Annotated in this window: 1 protein-coding gene; it reads left to right on the forward strand. The window is 75.0% G+C overall.

Features of this window, described 5'->3' with window-relative positions; all coding sequences use genetic code 11:
* Positions 1–134 precede the first annotated feature (134 nt).
* Positions 135–21,191 (forward strand): amino acid adenylation domain-containing protein, encoded by a 21,057-nt coding sequence (locus tag AB0B58_RS20220; RefSeq protein ID WP_360225432.1) that lies wholly within the window; start codon positions 135–137, stop codon positions 21,189–21,191.
* Positions 21,192–21,269: the final 78 nt, after the last annotated feature.

Here is a 21,269-nt window from a genome sequence, read left to right on the forward strand (position 1 = left end):
TTGAGAGGCCGGATACCGCACGGGTATCCGGCCTCACGCATATCCGCATGCGCCTCCGGGAAGAGGTTAGGCTAACCTAATCCCGCGTCGATGACGCGCGCCCTCGGGCGTTCCACATCGGAGGTGCGGGAAAGATGACGGCAGGGCTGCAGGGGTTCGAGGAGCTTCTCGCAAGGTGGAACAATCACACCCGGCCGGCGACGACCTCGACCGTGGTCGCCGATTTCATCGCACAGGCCGGGCGCACGCCCGACGCGCTGGCGCTGGTCGCGGGGGAGACCCGGCTGACCTACCGCGAGCTGAGCGGCCGGGTCCACGCGGTCGCCCGGCACCTGCGTGAGCGGGGCGTGGGACCCGAGGACACGGTCGGCATCGGCATGCCGCGCGGCGCCGAGATGGTCGTCGCGGTCCTCGCCGTCATGGTCGCCGGCGGCGCGTTCGTGCCGGTCGACCCGGCCTGGCCGGCCCGGCGCCGCGAGCAGGTGCTAGCCGGGGCCCGCGTGCGCCTCACCCTCACCGCCGAGGACGTCCAGCGGCAGTCCGCGCGGCCCGCCGAGGCCACCGAGCCCGACATCGCCGGCGAGCGCCTCGCCTACGTCATCTTCACCTCGGGCTCCACCGGCGAGCCCAAGGGCGCGATGATCCGCCACGAGGCCATCGCCGAGCGGCTGCGCTGGCAGGTCGAGCAGATCCTGCACTTCGGGCCGGGCGACGCGTCGCTGTTCAAGGCGCCGCTCTCGTTCGACATCAGCGTCAACGAGATCCTGCTGCCGCTGGTCTCCGGCGGGTACGTCGTGGTGGCCGAGCCCGGCGGCGAGCGCGACCCGCAGTATCTGCTGGAGCTCATCGCCACCGAGGGCGTGACCTTCGTCTATCTGGTCTCGTCCATGCTGGACGTGCTGCTGCAACTCGCCCGCGGCACCCACCTGCTCGACGGCCTCAAGCACGTCTGGTGCGGCGGCGAGGTGCTCACCCCGGAGCTGTTCGACCGGTTCCGCGCCCAGCTCGCCACCACGCTGTACCACGGCTACGGCCCCGCCGAGGCGACCATCGGCGTCTCGCACGTCGTCTACCGCGACTCGGCCGAGCGGATCGCCACCTCGATCGGCCGGCCCAACCCGCACACCCAGCTCTATGTGCTCGACGACGACCTGAACCCCGTCGGCACCGGCGTGGCCGGCGAGCTGTACGCCGCCGGCTTCCTGCTCGGGCGCGGCTACGTCAACGCGCCGGCGATGACCGGCGCCCGCTTCGTCGCCAACCCGTTCGGCGAGCCCGGCTCCCGGATGTACCGGACCGGGGACCTGGCCCGCTGGCACGGCGACGGCACCCTGGAGTTCGTCGGCCGCGCCGACAACCAGGTCAAGATCCGCGGCATGCGCCTCGAGCTCGAGGAGGTCGAGGCCGTCGTCGCCACCCACCCCGCGGTGCGCCAGGCCGTCGTGCTCGTGCACGACCGGCACCTGATCGGGTACGCGGTGACGGACCTCGCGATCGCCCCGGAGGGACTGCGCGAGTGGTGCGCGGACCGGCTGCCGGAGTACATGGTGCCGTCGACGGTCGTGGTGCTGGACGCGTTCCCGCTGACCGCGAACGGAAAGGTCGACCGCCGCGCGCTGCCCGCGCCGGTGCTCGCCACGGTGATCTCCCGGGCACCCCGGACCCCGGCCGAGGCCGCGCTCTGCGAGGTCTTCGCCGGGGTCCTGGGCCTTGCGGCGGTCGGCGCCGAGGACGACTTCTTCGCGCTGGGCGGCGACAGCATCGTCGCCATCGGCGCCGTTCGCGCCGCGCGCCGGGCCGGCTTCACCCTGCGCGCCCGGGACCTGTTCGCCAACCCGACGCCGGCCGCGCTGGCGCTGGTCGCCGGGTCCGCCGCCGAGCCGCGGGCCGCGGCGGTGGACGCCGTCGGCGCCGTGCCGCCGACGCCGATCGTCGCCTGGCTCGACGAGGTCGGCGACGCCATGGACGGCTTCTTCCAGGCGGTGACGCTGCGCACCCCCGCGGGCCTGACCGTCGAGCGGCTGCACGAGCTGGTCGACGGCCTGCTCGCCGCGCACGACGTGCTCCGGGCCACCGCCGACGGCGCCGTGCTGACGATCGCACCGGTCGGTGCGCTCACCGCCGCCGACGTCGTCACGCTGGACGAGGACCTGGAGGCGACCGTCGCGCGGCTGAGCACCGAGCGGATGGTGGCCTTCTCGTTCCGGCCCGAATCCCGGCGGCTGATCGTGGCCGTCCACCACGTCGTCGTCGACGGGGTGTCGCTGCGGGTGCTGGCCGAGGACCTGCGCAACGGGCTGCCGATCGCGCCCGCGCCGACCTCGTACCGCCAGTGGGCGACCGCGCTGCCGGGCGTGGACTTCGCCGCGGACGCGGCGTACTGGGCCGGGGCCGCCGCCGAGCCCGCCCGGCCGCTCGGCAGCCGGGCGCTGGACCCGGCACGGGACACCGTGGCCACCGAGGAGACGCTGACCGTCACGCTGCCGCCGGAGGTCACCGAGCGGCTGCTCGGTGCCGTGCCCGCCGCCGTCCACGGCGGGGTCAACGACGCGCTCCTCGCCGCCCTGGTGCTGGCGATCTCGCCGGACGCGCCGCTGCTGCTCGAACTCGAGGGGCACGGCCGCGAGGAGGACGCCGTCGACCTCGACCTGTCCCGCACGTTCGGCTGGTTCACCACCCTCTTCCCGGTCCGCCTCGACGTCACCGGCCTGTCCCCTGCGCAGGCGGTGAAGGCGGTCAAGGACCAGCTGCGGGCGGTGCCGCACAACGGCCTGTCGTACGGCGCCCTGCGCTACCTCGCGCCCCGTCCGGACCTCGCCGTGCAGCCGCAGGTGCTCTTCAACTACCTCGGCCGCTTCGGTACGGACACGGGCGCCGACTGGGAGACCGTCGTCGACGGCGAGGTCGTCGTCGAGCGGCGCGACCCCCGGATGCCGCTGCCCCGGGCCCTGGAGGTCAACGCCGTCGCGGTCGATGCGGGCCTGTCCGCCACGTTCGGCTGGGCGTCCGGCGTGCTGACCCGCGAGCGGGTGCTGGAGTTCGCCGAGCGCTGGGTCGAGCTGCTGACCGGCATCGCCGCCGATCCGGCCGTCGCCGGCCACACCCCGTCAGACTTCCCGCTGGTCGCCCTCGACCAGTCCGACGTGGACGCCCTCGGCGCCCGGATCGCCGACGTGCTGCCGCTGACGCCGCTGCAGGCCGGCCTCTACTTCCACGCCACCTACGCGCCCGGCGCCGACCCGTACGTCGTGCAGCAGCTCATCGAGCTGGACGGGCCGCTGGACGCCGAGCGGCTGCGCCGCGCCGCGGGCGACATCCTTGACCGCCACCCGAACCTGGCCGCCGGCTTCCGGCCGGTCGGCGGCGGTGAGGTGGTGGCCGTCGTCGGCGCCCGCCCAGCCCTGCCCTGGCGCACGGTGATCAGCGACGACGTCGAGGCCGTCGCCGCCGCCGAGCGCGCCGAGCCGTTCGACCTGGCCCGCCCGCCGGCCATGCGGTTCGCGCTGGTCCGGCTCGCCGCGGACCGGCACGTGCTCGTGCAGACCGTGCACCACATCGTCGCCGACGGCTGGTCGGTACCCCTGATCCTCCGCGACCTGCTCGCCCTCTACTCGGGCCGGGAGCTGCCGCCGGCGCCGTCCTACCGGGACTTCCTCGCCCGGCGCGGCACCGGCGACCCCGAGGCCTTCGCCCGCCTGCTCGACGGCGTCACCGAGCCGACGCTGCTCGCTCCCGAGGCCTCGGCGCCCGCCGCCCGGGTCCGGGCCACCGTCGACGGCGCGGGGGTGCAGGCCGTCGCCCGCGCGTACGGGGTCACCGTGAGCAACGTCCTCGCCGCCGCCTGGGGTGTGCTGATCGGCCGCGTCACCGGACGCACCGACGTCGTGTTCGGTCACACGGTCTCCGGCCGCGGCCTGGACCTGCCCGGCATCGACGCGATGGCCGGCCTGCTCATCAACACGGTGCCCGCCCGGGTCCGCTGGTCCGGCGACGGCACCCTGGCCGACGTGCTGCGCGGCTTCGCCGCGGCCCAGCGCGAGGTGGTCGACCACGAGCAGACCGCGCTGGCCGACGTGCAGCGCCGGATCGGCCTGCCCGAGCTCTTCGACACCCTCGTGGTGATCGAGAACTACCCGGCGGCGTCCACACCCGCGGACGGTGACTTGCGGATCGCCGGGATGAGCGTGATCGAGGCTCCGCACTACCCGGTGACGCTGATGGTCAAGCCGGGCGACACCATCGCCGTCGACCTGACCCACCGCCTCGATCCCGCCGCCGCGGAGCTCCTGCTGGAGCAGTACGTCCGCGTCCTGACCGCGATCGCCGGTGACGCCTCCCGCCCGGTCGCCGCGCTCGACCTGCTCTCGCCGTCGCAGCGGGCCGAGGCGCTCGCGCTCGGCGCGGGCGGACCCGCGGCCGCCGGCACCGGCGTGCCCGCGATGATCGCCGCCGTCGACCCGGCCCGGGTGGCGGTGCGCGGCGGCGCGACCGAGCTCACCTACGGCCGGCTGTGGGAGCGGGCCGGTGCCGTCGCGGCCGCGCTGCACGCCGCCGGCGTGCGCCGCGGCGACGTCGTCGCGGTCGCCACCCGGCGCACGGCCGAGCTTCCCGTCGCGCTGCTGGGCGTGCTGCGCGCCGGTGCCGCGTACCTGCCGGTGGATCCGGGCTATCCGGCCGCGCGGATCGAGTTCATGCTCTCCGACGCCGAGCCCGCCTGCCTGCTGGTCGACGACGCGAGCGCCCGGGCCCTGCCGCCGCACGACGTGCGCACGGTCCGGATCCGGACCGTCGGCGCGGGCGAGGCGCCCGCCGTCACGGTCGGACCGCTCGACGCCGCGTCCGTCGTGTACACCTCCGGGTCGACCGGACGGCCCAAGGCCGTCGTCGGCACCCACGCAGCCCTGGCCAACCGGCTCGCCTGGGCACGGGACGCCTGGGACGGCGACGTGCGGGTCGCCAAGAGCTCGATGAGCTTCATCGACGGCACCACCGAGCTGCTCGGCGGCCTCGTCGCCGGCGCGACGGTCGTCGTCGCCGACGAGGCGGCGGCCGCCGACGGCGCGGCCCTGGCGAGGCTCGTCGCCGAGTCCGGCGCCACCCAACTGCTCGCGGTGCCCAGCCTCGCCGCGGCCCTCGCCGAGACCGCACCGGACCGGGTACGCGGCCTGCGGCGCTGGATCACCAGCGGCGAGGCCCTGGACGCCGGCACCGTGGCGGCGCTCGCCGCGGCGTCGCCCGGCGCCACGATCGTCAACTCCTACGGCGCCAGCGAGAACACCGGCGACGTCCTCGCCGGCGAGGTCAGCGCCGGCGGCCGCGTCACGCTCGGCCGGGCCGTGCCCGGAGTGCGGATCTACCTGCTCGACGCCGCCCTCGACCCGGTCGCGCCCGGAGCGGTCGGCGAGATCTACGTCGGCGGCGTGCAGCTCGCCCGGGGCTACCGCGGCCAGGGCGGCGCGACCGCCGCCCGCTTCGTCGCCGACCCGTTCACACCCGGCGAGCGGCTCTACCGCACCGGTGACCTGGGCCGCTGGGTCGCGGACACCGTCGAGTTCCTGGGCCGCAACGACGACCAGGTCAAGGTCAACGGGCACCGGGTGGAGCTGGCCGAGGTCGAGGCCGCGCTGCTGCGGCGCCTCGGCGTGCGGGAGGCCGTCGCGGTCGCGCGCAACCGATCCAGCCTGCACGGGTACGTCGTCGCGGAGGCGGGGGAGACGCTGGACCCGCAGGGGCTGCTCGCCACCCTGCGCGAGGAGCTGCCCGCGTACCTGGTGCCGGCGACGGTGACCGTGCTGGACGCCGTACCGCTGCTGCCGAACGGCAAGCGGGACCGGCGCGCCCTGCCGGACCCGGCCGCGGCCGTCGCGGCCCCGCCGCGCACCCCGCGCGAGGCGCTGGTCTGCGCCCGGCTCGCGGCCGTGCTCGGCGCCGAGACCGTCGGCGTGCACGACGATTTCTTCGCCGTCGGCGGCGACAGCATCACCGCCATCCGCCTCGTCAATCTGCTCGCCCAGGACGGGATCGTGCTCTCCACCCAGGACGTCTTCCGCACCCGCACTGCCGCCGCCATCGCCGCCGCGAACGAGCCGGCCGTCGCCGACCGGCTCCGGCCGACGGTCGAGCTGACCGACTCCGAGGTCGACGCCGTCGTCGCGGCCGCACCGGTGCCGGTCGCCGACATCTGGGCGCTGTCGCCGCTGCAGCAGGGCGTCTACTACCAGGCGACCTTCTCCGACGGCGCGAACACCTACATCGCCCAGAACGTCTTCGACCTGGACCGCCGGGTCGACGTGCCCGCGATGGAGCTGGCGTTCGCCGCGCTGCTCGACCGGCACCCGACGCTGCGGGCCGGCTTCACCGGCGACCCCCGGCCGCTGCAGTACATCGGTGCGAGCGTGCCGGCGGTCGTCACCGTCGCCGAGGGCGACATCGAGCGGATCACCGTCGAGGACCGCGAGCGCCCGTTCGACCTCGCGAACCCGCCGCTGATCCGGCTGACCGTCGTCCGCGGGCCGGACGGCACCGACCGGCTGTTGCTCACCTGCCACTTCCTGCTCTGGGACGGCTGGTCGCGCGAGCTGGTGCTGCGCGAGCTGTTCGCGCTCTACGACTCGCGCGGCGCCCGCGGCGCGCTGCCCACCGGCGGGCCCGCCTTCCCGGACTACCTGGCGTGGATCGCCGCACAGGACGCGGCCGCGTCGGCCGCCGCCTGGAAGGCCGTCCTCGACGAGCCGACCATCGTCGTGCCCGAGGCCGCCGGGCTCGAACCCGTGCTCTCCGACCGGATCCTCGCCGCGCTGCCGACCGCGGTCAGCAGCCGGCTGCAGGAGCAGGCGCGCCGGGCCGGCGTCACCCTGAACTCGGTGCTCACCGCCGCGCTCGGGCTCGTGCTCGGCCACCGCACCGGCCGCGGCGACGTCACCTTCGGCACCACGGTCGCGGGCCGGCCGACGGACCTGCCCGGCATCGAGAACGTCATCGGCCTGTTCCTCAACACCGTGCCGGCGCGCGTCGCCGCCGCACCGGGCACGTCCGTCGCCGACCTGGCCCGCCGGGCCCAGCAGGACCGGATCGACCTGGCGCCGCACGAGTACCTCGGCCTCGGCGACATCCAGCGCGCGGCCGGCCACGACCAGCTCTTCGACACCCTGTACGTGCTGCAGAACTTCCTCGCCGACAGCACCTTCGAGGACCTCGAGGCCGCGCAGGGCATCGTCGACGTCGAGTACACCGACACCACGCACTACCCGCTGACCTGGGTGCTGACCCCGGGCGCGAATCTGCGGATCAAGCTGGAGTACCGGCCGGACGTGATCACCGCGGCCGAGGCCCGGTCCATGGTGGACTCGCTGGTCGCCGTCCTGCGGGCGCTCGCCGACGGCCTGGACGTGCCGGCCGGCTCGCTCGCGCTCGGCGCGGACGACGTGCTGGACGGCCGGGTCGCCGAGATCCCCGACGAGACGATCGCCGAGATGCTGGCGGCGCAGGCCGCGCGCACCCCGGCCGCCGTCGCGCTGGTCTTCGGTGACGAGCGGCTGACCTACGCCGAGCTGGACGCGCGGATCGACGCCGTGGCCCGCGGGCTCGTCGCGCGCGGCGCCGGACCCGAGCGGATCGTCGCGCTGGCGCTGCCGCGCGGCATCGACATGGTCGTCGCGCTCTTCGCCGTGCTCCGGGCCGGCGCCGCCTACCTGCCGCTCGACCTGGACCTGCCCGAGGACCGGCGGCAGACCATGATCGAGGACGCGCGGCCCCTGCTGGTGTTGACCTCGCTGGACGGCCTGGCGCGCGACGAGGGCCCGGCGGTGCACCCGGACTTCGCCGCGGACCGGATGGACCGGCCCGCGTACGTGATCTACACCTCCGGCTCCACCGGGCGGCCCAAGGGCGTCGTCACGCCGTACCGAGGGCTGACGAACATGCAGCTCAACCACCGGGCCGAGATCTTCGACCCGACCGTGGCGCGGGCCCGGGCCGCCGGCGTCGAGCGGCTGCGGATCGCGCACACGGTGAGCTTCTCCTTCGACATGTCGTGGGAGGAGCTGCTCTGGCTCGTCGAGGGCCACGAGGTGCACGTCTGCGACGAGGAGCTGCGCCGCGACGCGACCGCGCTGGTCGCCTACTGCCACTCGCGCGGCATCGACGTCATCAACGTCACCCCGACGTACGCGCACCATCTCTTCGACGAGGGCCTGCTGGACGGGCACCGGATGTGGCTGGTGCTGCTCGGCGGCGAGGCGGTCACCGAGGCGGTCTGGTCGCGGCTCAGCGACCCGGACGGCCCGACCGGCTACAACCTGTACGGCCCCACCGAGTACACGATCAACACCCTCGGCGCGGGCACCGGCGACAGCGGCACCCCGACGGTCGGCAGGCCCATCTTCAACACCCAGGGGTACGTGCTCGACGGCTGGCTGCGGCCCGTACCGCGCGGCGTCGTCGGCGAGCTGTACATCGCGGGCGCCGGACTTGCCCGCGGCTACCTGGACCGGCCCGGCCTGACCGCGTCCCGCTTCGTCGCGGGTCCCGGCGGCGGCCGCCTCTACCGCACCGGCGACCTGGTGCGCGAGCGCGCGGACGGCAACCTGGACTTCCTGGGCCGCAGCGACGACCAGGTGAAGATCCGCGGCTACCGGATCGAGCTGGGCGAGGTCGAGACCGCCGTTGCCGCGGTGCCCGGCGTACGCCAGTCGGCCGTCCTCGCCCGCGACGGCAGGCTGCACGCCTACCTGGTCGGCGGCGCCTCGCCCGGCGAGGTGCGCGCGGCCCTGATCGAGCGCCTGCCGTCCTACATGGTCCCGTCGCTCTACGCCGTCGTGGACGCGCTGCCGCTGACCGTCAACGGCAAGCTCGACACCGCCGCGCTGCCGCCGGCGGAGCCGATCATGTCCGCCGCCCGCGGCCCGCGCGACGACCGGGAGACGCTGCTGGCCGGCATCTACGCGGACGTCCTCGGCCTGCCGCAGGTCGGCATCGACGACGACTTCTTCGCCATCGGCGGCGACAGCATCTCGTCGATCGCCGTGGCCGGACGCGCCCGCAAGGCCGGCCTGCACGTGACGCCCCGCGACGTGTTCCGCCGCCGTACGGTGCTGGCGCTCGCCGCGGCGCTGCCCGCCACGACCGTCGAGGTCCGGGCGGACACCGGCGTCGGCGACGTGGCGCTGACCCCGATGCTGGCCGAGACGGTGAAGTCCGCGACGCCGCTCGGCCACTTCTACCAGTCGATGGCCTGGCACACCCCGGCGACGCTGACCCGCGCGCAGCTCGAGGCGATCCTCCAGGCGCTGCTCGACCGGCACGACCTGCTGCGCGCGAGCTTCGACGGCACCCTGCACGTGCCCGCGGCCGGACTCAGCGCCGCCGGCCTGATCACCGAGGGGCCGATCGACGAGGCCGCCGAGGTGGCCCGGCTCGACCCGGCGCGCGGCATCATGCTGCGCGCCGCCTGGGACGGCCGGACGCTGCTGCTGGTCATCCACCACCTGGTCGTCGACGGCGTCTCCTGGCGCATCATCACCGGCGACCTGGCCCGCGGCTGGGCCGACGTCACCGCCGGCCGCCCGGTCGCGCTGGACGAGGTCGGTGCGTCGTTCCGCACGTTCGCGGCGACGCCCGCGAGCTACGAGGAGCAGGCCGGCTTCTGGCGCGCGACGCTGGCCGACCCGGGCCCCGACCTGGGCGACCGGCCCGTCGACCCGGCCGTCGACACCGCCGCCACGGTCCGCTCGATCACCGTCGCCCTGCCCGCCGAGGTGGCCGTGCCGCTGCTCTCGAGCGTCCCCGCCGCCATGTACGGCGGCGTCAACGACGTGCTGCTCACCGGCCTGGCGGTCGCCGTCAACCGCTGGCGTGGCGAGGACGCTCCCGTCCTGGTCAGCCTGGAGGGACACGGCCGAACCGGCGACCTCGACCTCTCCCGCACGATCGGCTGGTTCACCGCGATCCACCCGGTCCGGCTCGACCCCGGCACCGGCGACATCGCCGCCGCGGCCCGCGCGATCAAGGAACAGCTGCGCGCGGTGCCGACCGACGGCATCGGGTACGGCCACCTGCGCTGGCTGCGCGACCAGGACCTCGGCCCGGCGCCGCAGATCCTGTTCAACTACCTCGGCCGCTTCGGCGCCGGCGAGAGCGGCGTCGACTGGAGCCCCGCGGCCCCGCTGCGCGAGGGCGTCGACCCGGCCAACCCGGCGATGCCGCTGGAGATCAACGCGCACGCCACCGGCGACGTCTTCACCGCGACGCTCTCCTGGCCGGCGGGCATCCTCGCCGAGGAGCGGGTGATCGCGCTCGGCGAGCAGTGGATGGCGGCGCTGCGCGAACTGGCCGGCGCCGACGTCGGCGGGCACACCCCGTCGGACTTCCCGCTGGTGGCGCTGACCCAGGACGACGTCGACGCGTTCGCCGACGCCGCCGACGTGCTGCCGCTGCTGCCGCTGCAGGAGGGCATGTACTTCCACTCGGTCGTCTCCGACGTGGACACCTACGCGGTGCAGCAGATCGCCGAGCTCACCGGCGAGGTCGACCCGGCCCGGCTGCGGCGCGCGGTCGAGACCGCCGTGCGCCGACACGACGCGCTGCGCGCCTCGTTCCGGGAGCTGGGCGACGGCCGCATCGTGCAGGTAATCGCCGCCGACGTGCAGGTGCCGTGGCGCGAGTACCAGGCAGACACCCCGCAGCGGCTGGCGGAGATCGCGGCCGCCGAGCTGGCGCAGCCCTTCGACCTGGCCCACCCGCCCGTGCTGCGCTACGCGCTGGTGTCGCTCAGCGAGACCGAGCACCGGCTGATCGAGACGATGCACCACATCCTCGCCGACGGCTGGTCGTACCCGCTGGTCTTCTCCGACGTCGTGGCGGCGTACCACGGCAAGGAACTGGCGGCACCGACCGTGACTTTCCGCGATCACATCGAGTCCGTGGTCACCCGCGACCGCGACGCCGCGCGCGCCGCCTGGGCCACCGCCCTGGCCGGCGTGGAGCCGACCGCGCTCTACCCGGACGTCACGGCGGTCTCGCACCACGACAGCGCCTTCGCCGTCTTCGAACGCACCGGCGAACTGGCCGACGTGGCCCGGGCCGGCGGCGTCACCGTCAGCACCCTGGTGCACGGCGCGTGGGGCCTGCTGCTCGGCCGCCTGCTGGGCCGCGACCGGGTCGTCTTCGGCTCGACCGTCTCCGGCCGCGGCGGTGAGCTGCCCGGCGTGGAGTCCATCGTCGGCCTGCTGATCAACACCGTGCCGGTGCCGATGGCCTGGCGCCCGGAGGAGCCGCTCGGCGAGGTGCTGCGCCGCCTTCAGGAGCAGCAGACCGACGTGCTCGACGTGCAGCAGGTCGGCCTCGCCGAGCTGAACCGGCTGGCCGGGGTCCGGGAGCTGTTCGACTCGATGGTGGTGGTGGAGAACTTCCCGAGCGTCGACGGCGGCGACGCCGAGGGCCTCGGCGTGCGCGGCTTCACCGGCACGGACTCGCCGCACTACCCCGTTTCGCTCGTCGCGTTCCCGGGCGAGCACCTGACCCTCGAGATCAAGTACGACGCGGCGATCGGTGCCGCGGCCGCGCAGCGCCTCGCCGGCCTGGTGCACCGCGTCCTGGACCAGTTCGCCGACGGGCTCGACCGCCCGGTCGCCGCCCTCGAACTCGGCGCGGCCTCCACCGGGGGCGAGGCCCTCGAGGTACGCGAGGCCACGCTGGACCTACCCCTCGGGCATCCGCAGGCCGTCGCGGTGACCGCGGGGGAGACCAGCCTGACGTACGCGGAGCTGGAGGCCCGCGCCAACCGGCTCGCGCACGAGCTCATCGCCCGCGGCGTACGCCCCGAGTCCCGCGTCGCCGTCGTCCTGCCGCGCGGCGCCGACCTGATCGTGGCGCTGCTGGCCGTGGTCAAGGCCGGCGGCTGCTACGTACCCGTCGACCTGAGCGCACCGGCGTCCCGGCAGGAGTACATCCTCGCGGACGCGGCACCGGTCTGCGTGATCGGCGAGGGCGGCCTCGCGGTCGACGCGCCCGGCCGCCCGGACACCCGCCCGGCCGTGCCGCTGAGCCCCGGCAACGCCGCGTACGTGATCTACACGTCCGGCTCGACCGGCCGGCCCAAGGGCGTCGTCGTGACCCACCGCGACGTGCTGGCGCTCTTCGCCGCCGCCGAGCGGCTCTTCGACTTCGGCGCCGACGACGTGTGGACGATGTTCCACTCGTACGCCTTCGACTTCTCCGTCTGGGAGCTGTGGGGTCCGCTGCTGTACGGCGGGCGCCTGGTGGTCGTGCCGCACGACGTGGCCCGTGACCCGCAGCGCTTCCGGGCGCTGCTGCGCGCCGAGGGCGTCACCGTCCTCAACCAGACGCCGTCCGCGTTCTACCCGCTGATCGAGGCGGACGCCGGCGAGCCGGACCGGCTGCCGCTGCGGTACGTCGTCTTCGGCGGCGAGGCGCTCGACCTGTCCCGGCTCACCGCCTGGTACGCCCGCAACGAGGCGCCGCAGCTGGTCAACATGTACGGCATCACCGAGACCACCGTGCACGTCTCGTTCCGGGCGCTGCGGCCGGACGACGTGAGCCGGCCCAGCGTCATCGGCGCCGCGCTGCCCGGGCTGAGCGTGCACGTGCTCGACGCGTACCTGCAGCCGGTGCCGGAGGGCGTGACCGGCGAGATCTACGTGGCCGGCGACCAGCTCGCCCGCGGCTACCTGGACCGGCCCGCGCTGACCGCGTCCCGGTTCGTGGCGAACCCGTTCGGACCGGGCCGCCTCTACCGCTCCGGCGACCTGGCCCGCTGGGAGGAGGGCGAGCTGGTCTACCTGGGCCGCTCCGACCACCAGGTGAAGATCCGCGGCTACCGCATCGAGCTGGGCGAGATCACCTCGGCGCTGCTGTCGCTGGGCGGAGTCTCGGACGCGGCGGTGATCCTCCGGGACCGCCGCCTCGTGGCCTACCTCGTCGCCCGCGCCGGTACCCGGCCGGACATCGACGCCGTCCGGGCGCACCTCGCCACGGTGCTGCCGGACTACATGGTCCCGGCGGCGTTCGTGACGCTTCCCGCCCTGCCGCTGACCGTCAACGGCAAGCTCGACCGCGACGCGCTGCCCGAGCCGGTCCGCGAGGCGCCGGCCGCGGTCGCCGCGACCGACGAGCCGCCCGCGGTCACCGCGCTGCGCGAGCTGTTCGCCGAGGTGCTCGGCCTCGGCGCGGTACCGGCCGACGGCGACTTCTTCGCCCTCGGCGGCGACAGCATCGTCGCCATCCAGCTGGTCAACCGGGCCCGGCGTGCCGGCGTGAAGCTGTCGCCGCGCGACGTCTTCCTGCTGCGCACGCCCGCGGCGCTGGCCGGGCCGGACGCGCTGGCTGCGCCCGCGGCGCCCGCGGCCGCGCCCGGCGAAGGCGTCGGCGAGGTGGCGCTGCTGCCGATCGTGCACCGGCTGGCCGAGCTGGGCGGGGGCATCGACCGCCTGCACCAGTCCGACCTGCTGCGTACGCCGCCGGGCGCCACCGCGGACCGCCTGCGGCAGGCGCTGGACGCCGTCGTCGCGCACCACGACGCGCTGCGCCTGCGCCTGAGCCGCCCGGCGCCGATGCTCTGGTCCCAGGAGGTGACCGCGACCGGCGGGTACACCCTGACCGTGGTCGACGGCGTCGAACCGGACGTCATCGCCCGCGAGGCCGAGGCGGCCGTCTCCCGGCTCGACCCGGACGCCGGCGGCGTCCTCGAGGCCGTCTTCTTCGACGCCGGCCCGGAACGGCAGGGCCGCCTGCTGCTGGTCGCGCACCACCTCGTCGTCGACGGCGTGAGCTGGCACATCCTCGCCGAGGACCTGCGGCAGGCGTACGAGGGACGGGCGCTCGTGCCGGTGGGCACGTCGCTGCGCACCTTCGCGCGGCAGCTCACCGAGGAGGCCGGCGCCGCGGCCCGGCTGGCCGAGTTCCCGGCCTGGCAGCGGATCCTCGCGCCCGGCGGCGAGCTCAAGCCGGACGCGCAGACCTTCGGCCTGACCGTCGGCCAGACCCGCGACCACGAGGTACGCGTGCCGATCGACGGCTCGCTGCTCGGCGGCGACGTCACCGCGAAGCTGCTGGCCGCCCTGCACAGCGCGGTCGGCGAGTGGCGCGGCGACGACGCGGACCTGGTCGTCGACCTGGAACGGCACGGCCGCGAGCCGATCGGCGACGCGGACCTGTCCCGCACGGTCGGCTGGTTCACCTCCGTGTCGCCGGTCCGCCTGCCCGCGCAGAGCAGCGACGACGGCCTCGGCTTCGGCCTGCTGCGCTACGTCAACCCGCGCTCGGCCGCGGCCCTGTCCCGGCTCGGCACGCCGCAGGTGCTCTTCAACTACCTGGGCCGGTTCGCCGACGACGACGCCGACTGGGCATCCGCCGACGAGGACATCAGGGTCCGGCCCGACGACGACCTCGGCACGCCGTACCTGTTGGAGATCAACGTCTGGGTCCGCGGGCGTGAGCTGCACGCGGTCTTCACCTACGCCGACGAGGGACTGGGCGCGGACGCCGCCAGGGCGATCGCGGACGGCTGGGCCGCGGCGCTCGCGCCGGCCGAGCAGCAGTGGCCGCTGTCGCCGCTGCAGGACGGCCTGTTCTTCCAGGCGAAGCTGGCCGGCGACGCGGACGTCTACATCGCGCAGAACGCCTTCGACGTCGACTACCGGCTCGACGTGCCGGCCCTCGAACGGGCCTTCGCGGCCGTGCTGCGTGCGCACCCGGCGACCCGGCTCGGCTTCACCGACGAGGGCCGGGACAAGCCGGTGGCGATCCTCGGCACGGACGTGCCGGCCGTCGTCGAGGTCCTCGACCTCGACGACGAGGCGCGGCTCGACGACGTCATGAGCGCCGACCGGGCCCGCCCGTTCGACCTCGCGCGGCCGCCGCTGGCCCGGCTCACCGTGGTCCGGCTGCCCGGCGGCCGCGACCGCCTGCTCTTCACCTACCACCTGCTGCTCTGGGACGGGTGGTCGCGCGAGCTGGTGCTGCGCGACCTCTTCGGCGCGTACGCGGGCCGGCCGATCGCGGAGAAGAGCGCCAGCTTCACCGACTACCTGGACTGGCTGTCGCGGCAGGACACCGAGGCGTCGGCACGTGCCTGGACGGCGGCGCTGGGCGAGCCGACCATCCTCTACCCGGCGGCCGCCGGAACCCAGCCGGTCCTCGCGACCAGCCTGGCACTGCAGCTCACCGAGGCGCAGACCGCCCGGCTCACCGAGCAGGCCCGGGCGGCGGGCGTCACCCTCAACACCGTGCTGAGCACCGCGCTGGGCATCGTGCTGAGCCACGCGTCCGGCCGCACCGAGGCCGTCTTCGGCACCACCGTCGCCGGGCGCCCCACCGAGCTCGACGGCATCGACGAGGTCGTCGGCGTCTTCCTCAACACCGTCCCGCAGCGGGTCACCCTGTCGGCGGCGGAACCCGTCCGCGACGTGCTGCGGCGGGTGCAGGCCGAGCGGATCGACCTGATGGCACACGAATACCTCGGCCTCGGCGACATCCAGCGCGCCGCCGGGCGCGGCCAGCTCTTCGACAACCTGTACGTGCTGCAGAACTTCCTCGACGACGACACGTTCACGGACCTGGAGACCGAGCACGGCATCGTCGGTGTCGAGGCCGTCGACGCCACCCACTACCCGCTGACCTGGGTCGCGACCCCGGGCCGCGAGCTGCGGATCCGGCTGGAGTACCGCTCCGACGTGGTCGCCGAGGCGGAGGCGCGGTCCCTGCTGGCCCGGCTCGGCCGGGTGCTGCGGACGCTGGACGCCGCCGCGTCGGTCGCCGCGGTGGCCCTGCCCGTTCCGCCGCCGCAGCTCGGCCACGTGGCGGAGATCCCCGACCTGACCATCGCGGAGATGCTCGCCCGGCAGGCCGCACACACGCCGGCGGCGGCCGCGCTGACCCACGACGGCGTCACCCTCAGCTACGCCGAACTGGACGGCCGGGTCAGTGCCGTCGCCCGCGGCCTGCGCGCCCGCGGCGCCGGTCCCGAGAGCATCGTGGGTCTCGCGATGCCACGCGGCATCGACATGGTCGTCGCGCTCTTCGCCGTGCTGCGCGCCGGTGCCGCGTACCTGCCGCTCGACCTGGACCTGCCGGCCGAGCGCCGCCAGGACATGATCGACGACGCGGAGCCGCTGCTCGTGCTCGAATCGCTGGCCGGGCTCTACCAGGAGGTCGGCGAGCCGTGGCTGGCCGACTTCGCCCCGGGCACGCCCGGGCGGCTGGACCGGCCGGCGTACGTCATCTACACGTCCGGGTCGACCGGGCGGCCCAAGGGTGTCGTCACGCCGTACCGCGGGCTGACGAACATGCAGCTGAACCACCGCGACGCGATCTTCGGCCCGACCGTCGCCGCGGCCGGCGGCCGGATCCTGACCATCGCGCACACGGTGAGCTTCTCCTTCGACATGTCCTGGGAGGAGCTGCTCTGGCTGGTCGAGGGCCACCACGTGCACGTCGCCGACGAGGAGCTGCGGCGCGACGGGCGGGCCCTGGTCGCCTACTGCGCCGAGCACCGGGTCGACGTCGTCAACCTCACCCCCACGTACGCGCAGGCGCTGCTGGACGAGGGCCTGCTCGACGGCGACCACCGGCCGTGCCTGGTGCTGCTCGGCGGCGAGGCGGTCTCCGAGAAGCTCTGGGCGGTGCTGCGCGACACCGAGGGCGTGTCCGGCTACAACCTCTACGGCCCGACCGAATACACGATCAACACCCTGGGCGGCGGCACGTCCGACAGCCACACCGCCACCGTCGGCCGGCCGATCTGGAACACCACCGGCTACATCCTCGACAGCTGGCTGCGCCCGGTCCCGCCCGGCGTCGCAGGCGAGCTGTACATCGCCGGAGCCGGCCTGGCCCGCGGCTACCTGAACCGGCCGGGCCTGACCGCCTCGCGCTTCGTCGCGGGGCCGGGCGGGACCCGGCTCTACCGCACCGGCGACCTGGTCCGCGAGCGCCCCGACGGCAACCTGGACTTCCTCGGGCGCACCGACGACCAGGTGAAGATCCGCGGCTACCGGATCGAGCTCGGCGAGGTGGAGACGGCCGTCTCCGCGGTGCCCGGCGTACGGCAGTCCGCGGTGCTCGCCCGCGACGGGGCCCTGCACGCCTACCTGGTCGGTTCCGTGGCCCCCGCCGTGGTGAAGGCCGCCCTCGCCGAGCGGCTGCCGTCCTACATGGTCCCCTCGCTGTACGCCGTCGTGGACGTGCTCCCGCTGACCGTCAACGGCAAGCTCGACGCCGCCGCGCTGCCCGCACCCGCGCCCGTCGCCACCGAGTCCCGGCCCCCCGCCGACGACCGGGAACGCCGGCTCTGTGAGCTGTTCGCCGAAGTGCTCGACCTGCCCTCGTTCGGCGTCGAGGACGACTTCTTCGACGCGGGCGGGCACTCGCTGACCGCGCTGCGGCTGCTCGGCCGGGTCCGCACGGAGCTCGGCGGCGACCTGTCGCTGCGGGCGCTGTTCGATGCCCGTACCCCGGAACGCCTGGCCCGGGTCGTCGGCGGCCCCGCCCGGGCCGCCCTCGCCGCCCGGCAGCGGCCCGAGATCCTGCCGCTCTCCCCGGCACAGGAACGGCTCTGGCTGCTCGACCAGCTCGACCCCGGCTCCAGCGCCTACAACTACCCGCTGCTGGTCCGGGTCGCCGGACGCATCGACGCGCCGGCGCTGTCGCTCGCCCTCGCGGACGTGGTGAACCGCCACGAGGTCCTGCGCACGCTGATCTCCGGCGGCGCGCAGCACATCGCCGCCGCGCCGGCCTCGATTCCGGTGCTGCGCGACGTCACCGTCGACGACCTCGTCGACCGCCCGTTCGACCTCTCCGCCGACCTGCCGATCCGGGCCGCGGTCGTCGAGGACGGCGACAGCACGGTGCTCGCGCTGGTGCTGCACCACATCGCCATGGACGAGTGGTCCGACGGGCCGCTGCTGCGCGACCTCACCACCGCCTACCTGGCCCGCGTCGACGGCCGGGCGCCGGACTTCACCCCGCTGGCCGTGCAGTACGCCGACTACGCGCTGTCCCTCGCGGACAGCCCCGCCGACCTGGACTTCTGGCGGTCGGCCCTGCACGGGCTGCCGGACGAGATCACCCTGCCCGCCGACGGCCCGCGCTCCGCCGGCCGCAAACGGGCCGGGCTCGTCAGCGCCGCACTGCCGGCCGCGCTTATCGATCCGCTGCGGGAGATCGCCCGCGGCGAGTCCGCCAGCCTCTTCATGGCCCTGCACGCCGCCCTCGCCGTGCTGCTCTCCCGGCACGGCGCCGGCACCGACGTGCCGATCGGCAGCCCCACCTCCGGGCGCGGCGACGCCGCGCTGGACGACCTGGTCGGCTTCTTCGTCAACACGGTCGTGCTGCGCACGGACCTCGCCGGCGAACCCACCTTCACGGAGCTGCTGCGCCGGGTGCGCACCGCGGACCTGGCCGCCTTCGAGCACGCCGGCGTGCCGTTCCAGCAGGTGGTCGAGCTGGTCAACCCGCCGCGGGTGCCGGGCCGCAACCCGCTGTTCCAGGCGATGATCGGCTACTTCCACCGCCCGGCGGACGGCGGCTCCGTACTCGGGCTGCCTGCACTCGCGGCGCCGGAGTTCGCCGCCGACCCGAAGGTCGACCTGAACCTCACATTCGTCGACGGCGGCGCCGACGGGGTCGAGGTGACCTGCGAGTACGACGCCGGCCGGTTCACCGCCGAGACCGCGCAGCGGCTGCTGGACCGGCTCACCCGGCTGCTCGGTGCCTTCGGCGCCGACCCGGACGTGCTCGTCTCCGAGGCGGAGCTGCTGACCGACGCCGACCTGGAGGTGCTCTCCTCCGCACCCGCCGCGGCGCCGACGGTCACAGCGCCCTGGTACGCCGCGCTCTCGCGGCACGAGGGCGAGGCGCTCGTCGCGGACGGTGTCTCGTGGAGCTACGCCGAACTGGACCGGGCGTCCGACGCGGTCGCCGCCATGCTCGCCGCGCGGGGAGTCGGCGCCGAGAGCATCGTCGGGATCAGCCTGCCCCGCTCGGTCGACCTGGTCGTCGCGGTGCTCGGCGTGGCCAAGGCGGGCGCCGCCTACCTGCCGCTCGACCCGGCGTTCCCGCCCGCCCGGCTCGCCTTCATGATCGAGGACGCGCGACCCGCGGCGATCATCGACGAGACGACGCTGCGCGGCCTTCCGGCCGCCGCCGCACCCCCGGTCGAGACCCGTCCGGAGCGGGCCGCGTACGTCATCTACACCTCCGGCTCGACCGGCCGGCCCAAGGGCGTCGTCGTCACCGACCGGGACCTGCGGACGTTCCTGGCCGCCGTACCGCTGAAGCCGGACGACCGGCTGCTCGCGGTCACCACCCTGTCGTTCGACATCTCCGTGCTGGAACTGCTGGGCCCGCTGCTGGCCGGCGGCACGGTCGTGCTCGCCTCGCCCGCCGAGGTCCGCGACCCGCTGCTGCTGGCCGCCCTGCTGCGCGAACAGCGGATCACCGCGATGCAGGCGACCCCGGCGCTCTGGGCGGCCCTGCTCGAGTCGTCCGACGTGGACCTCTCCGGCACGCGGGCGCTGGTCGGCGGCGAGGCGCTGCCGGCACCCCTGGCGGCCGCGCTCCTCGAACGCGCCGCGTCGGTGACGAACCTCTACGGCCCGACCGAGGTCACCGTCTGGGCGACGGCCGACGAGGTCGGACCGGACTGGGACGGCACCATCGGGCGGCCCCTGCCCGGCACCACCGCGCACGTGCTCGACGGGCGGCTGCGGCCGGTGCCGCCGGGTGTGGTTGGCGAGCTGTACCTCGGCGGCGACCAGGTCACCCGCGGCTATCTGGGCCGCCCGGCGCTAACCGCGTCCCGGTTCGTCGCCGCGGACGGCGGACGGCGGCTCTACCGCACCGGCGACCTGGTCACGTTCCGCGACGGGCGGCTGCGCTACCTCGGCCGCACCGACCACCAGGTCAAGGTGCGCGGCTTCCGCATCGAACTCGGCGAGATCGAGGCCGTCGCCCTCGCCCACCCGGAGGTCACCCGCGCTGTCGTCGTCGCCCGCGGCGACCGGCTGGTGGCGTACCTGACCACGACCAACGGTGCCGTGCCGGCCGGGCTCTGGGAGGACGCGCTGCCGGGCTACATGGTCCCGGCCGTGTGTCACGTGCTCGACGCGCTGCCGCTCACCCCGAACGGCAAGGTCGACCGGGCCGCGCTGCCGGACATCGCCGTCGCCGCCACCGGCGCACGGCCGCGATCGCGTACCGAGGCGGCCGTCGCGGCCCTGGTCGCCGACGTGCTCGGCGCCGAGTCGGTAGGAGTGCACGACGACTTCTTCGCGCTCGGCGGCCACTCGCTGCTGCTGGTCCGGCTGGCCACCGCGCTGCGCCGAGAACTCGGCGTCGACGTGCCGGTCGCCCGCCTCTTCACCGCGCCGACCGTCGCCGGCGTCGCCCGGCTGCTCGCCGACGACGCGCCCGCCGGGGACGCGCTCGCACCGGTCCTGGTGCTGCACCCCGGCGGCGCGGAGCCACCGCTCTTCTGCCTGGCCCCGGCCAGCGGGCTGAGCTGGCAGTTCGCCGGGCTCAAGCGGTACCTGCCCGCGGCGGTGCCGCTGATCGGGCTGCAGTCACCGCTGCTGTCCGGCGCCGACCTCCCCGAGACCATGTCCGAGCTGGCCGAGGCGCACGCGGACCGGTTGACCGCCGCCTGGCCGTCCGGCCCGGTGCGGCTGCTCGGCTGGTCCTTCGGCGGGGCGCTGGCGCTGTGCGTGGCCGCCGCGCTGCGGGCGCGCGGCCGCGAGGTGAGCTTCGTCGGAATGCTGGACGCCCGCCGCGACGCGGTCCAGGCGCCGTCGACGGTCGCCGGTCTGCTCACCGAGATGGGCTACGCCGTGACCGACCCCGACCTGACGATCGCCGACGCGGTCGGCTTCGTCCGGGCGGCCGGCGGCAGCGTGGCCGCGCTGACCGACGACCAGATCGCCCTGGTGCTGGAGAACTACCTGGCCGCCGACCGGCTACTGGCGGGCGCCGAGTACCCGGCGTACGACGGCGCGATCTGCTTCGTCGAGGCGACGGTCGCGGAGCAGGGCTTCGAGGGGCCGGCGGCGCCGGGGTGGCGTCCGCTGGTCGGGGGGATCGACGTGCACGAGCTGGCGGTGCGGCACTCGGAGCTGCTCGACCCGGCGACCCTGGAGCAGCTCGGCCCGCTACTGGCGAGCCGCCTGGAGCCCGGCGCGTAACCGGGAATCTCGCCGCGGAGCGGGTCGTGCGCATGATCGCCACGACCGGCTCTGCGGCTGGCGGACCTATCCGTAACA

It is taken from the genome of Actinoplanes sp. NPDC049118 (genome assembly GCF_040648555.1).
Classification (GTDB): domain Bacteria; phylum Actinomycetota; class Actinomycetes; order Mycobacteriales; family Micromonosporaceae; genus Actinoplanes.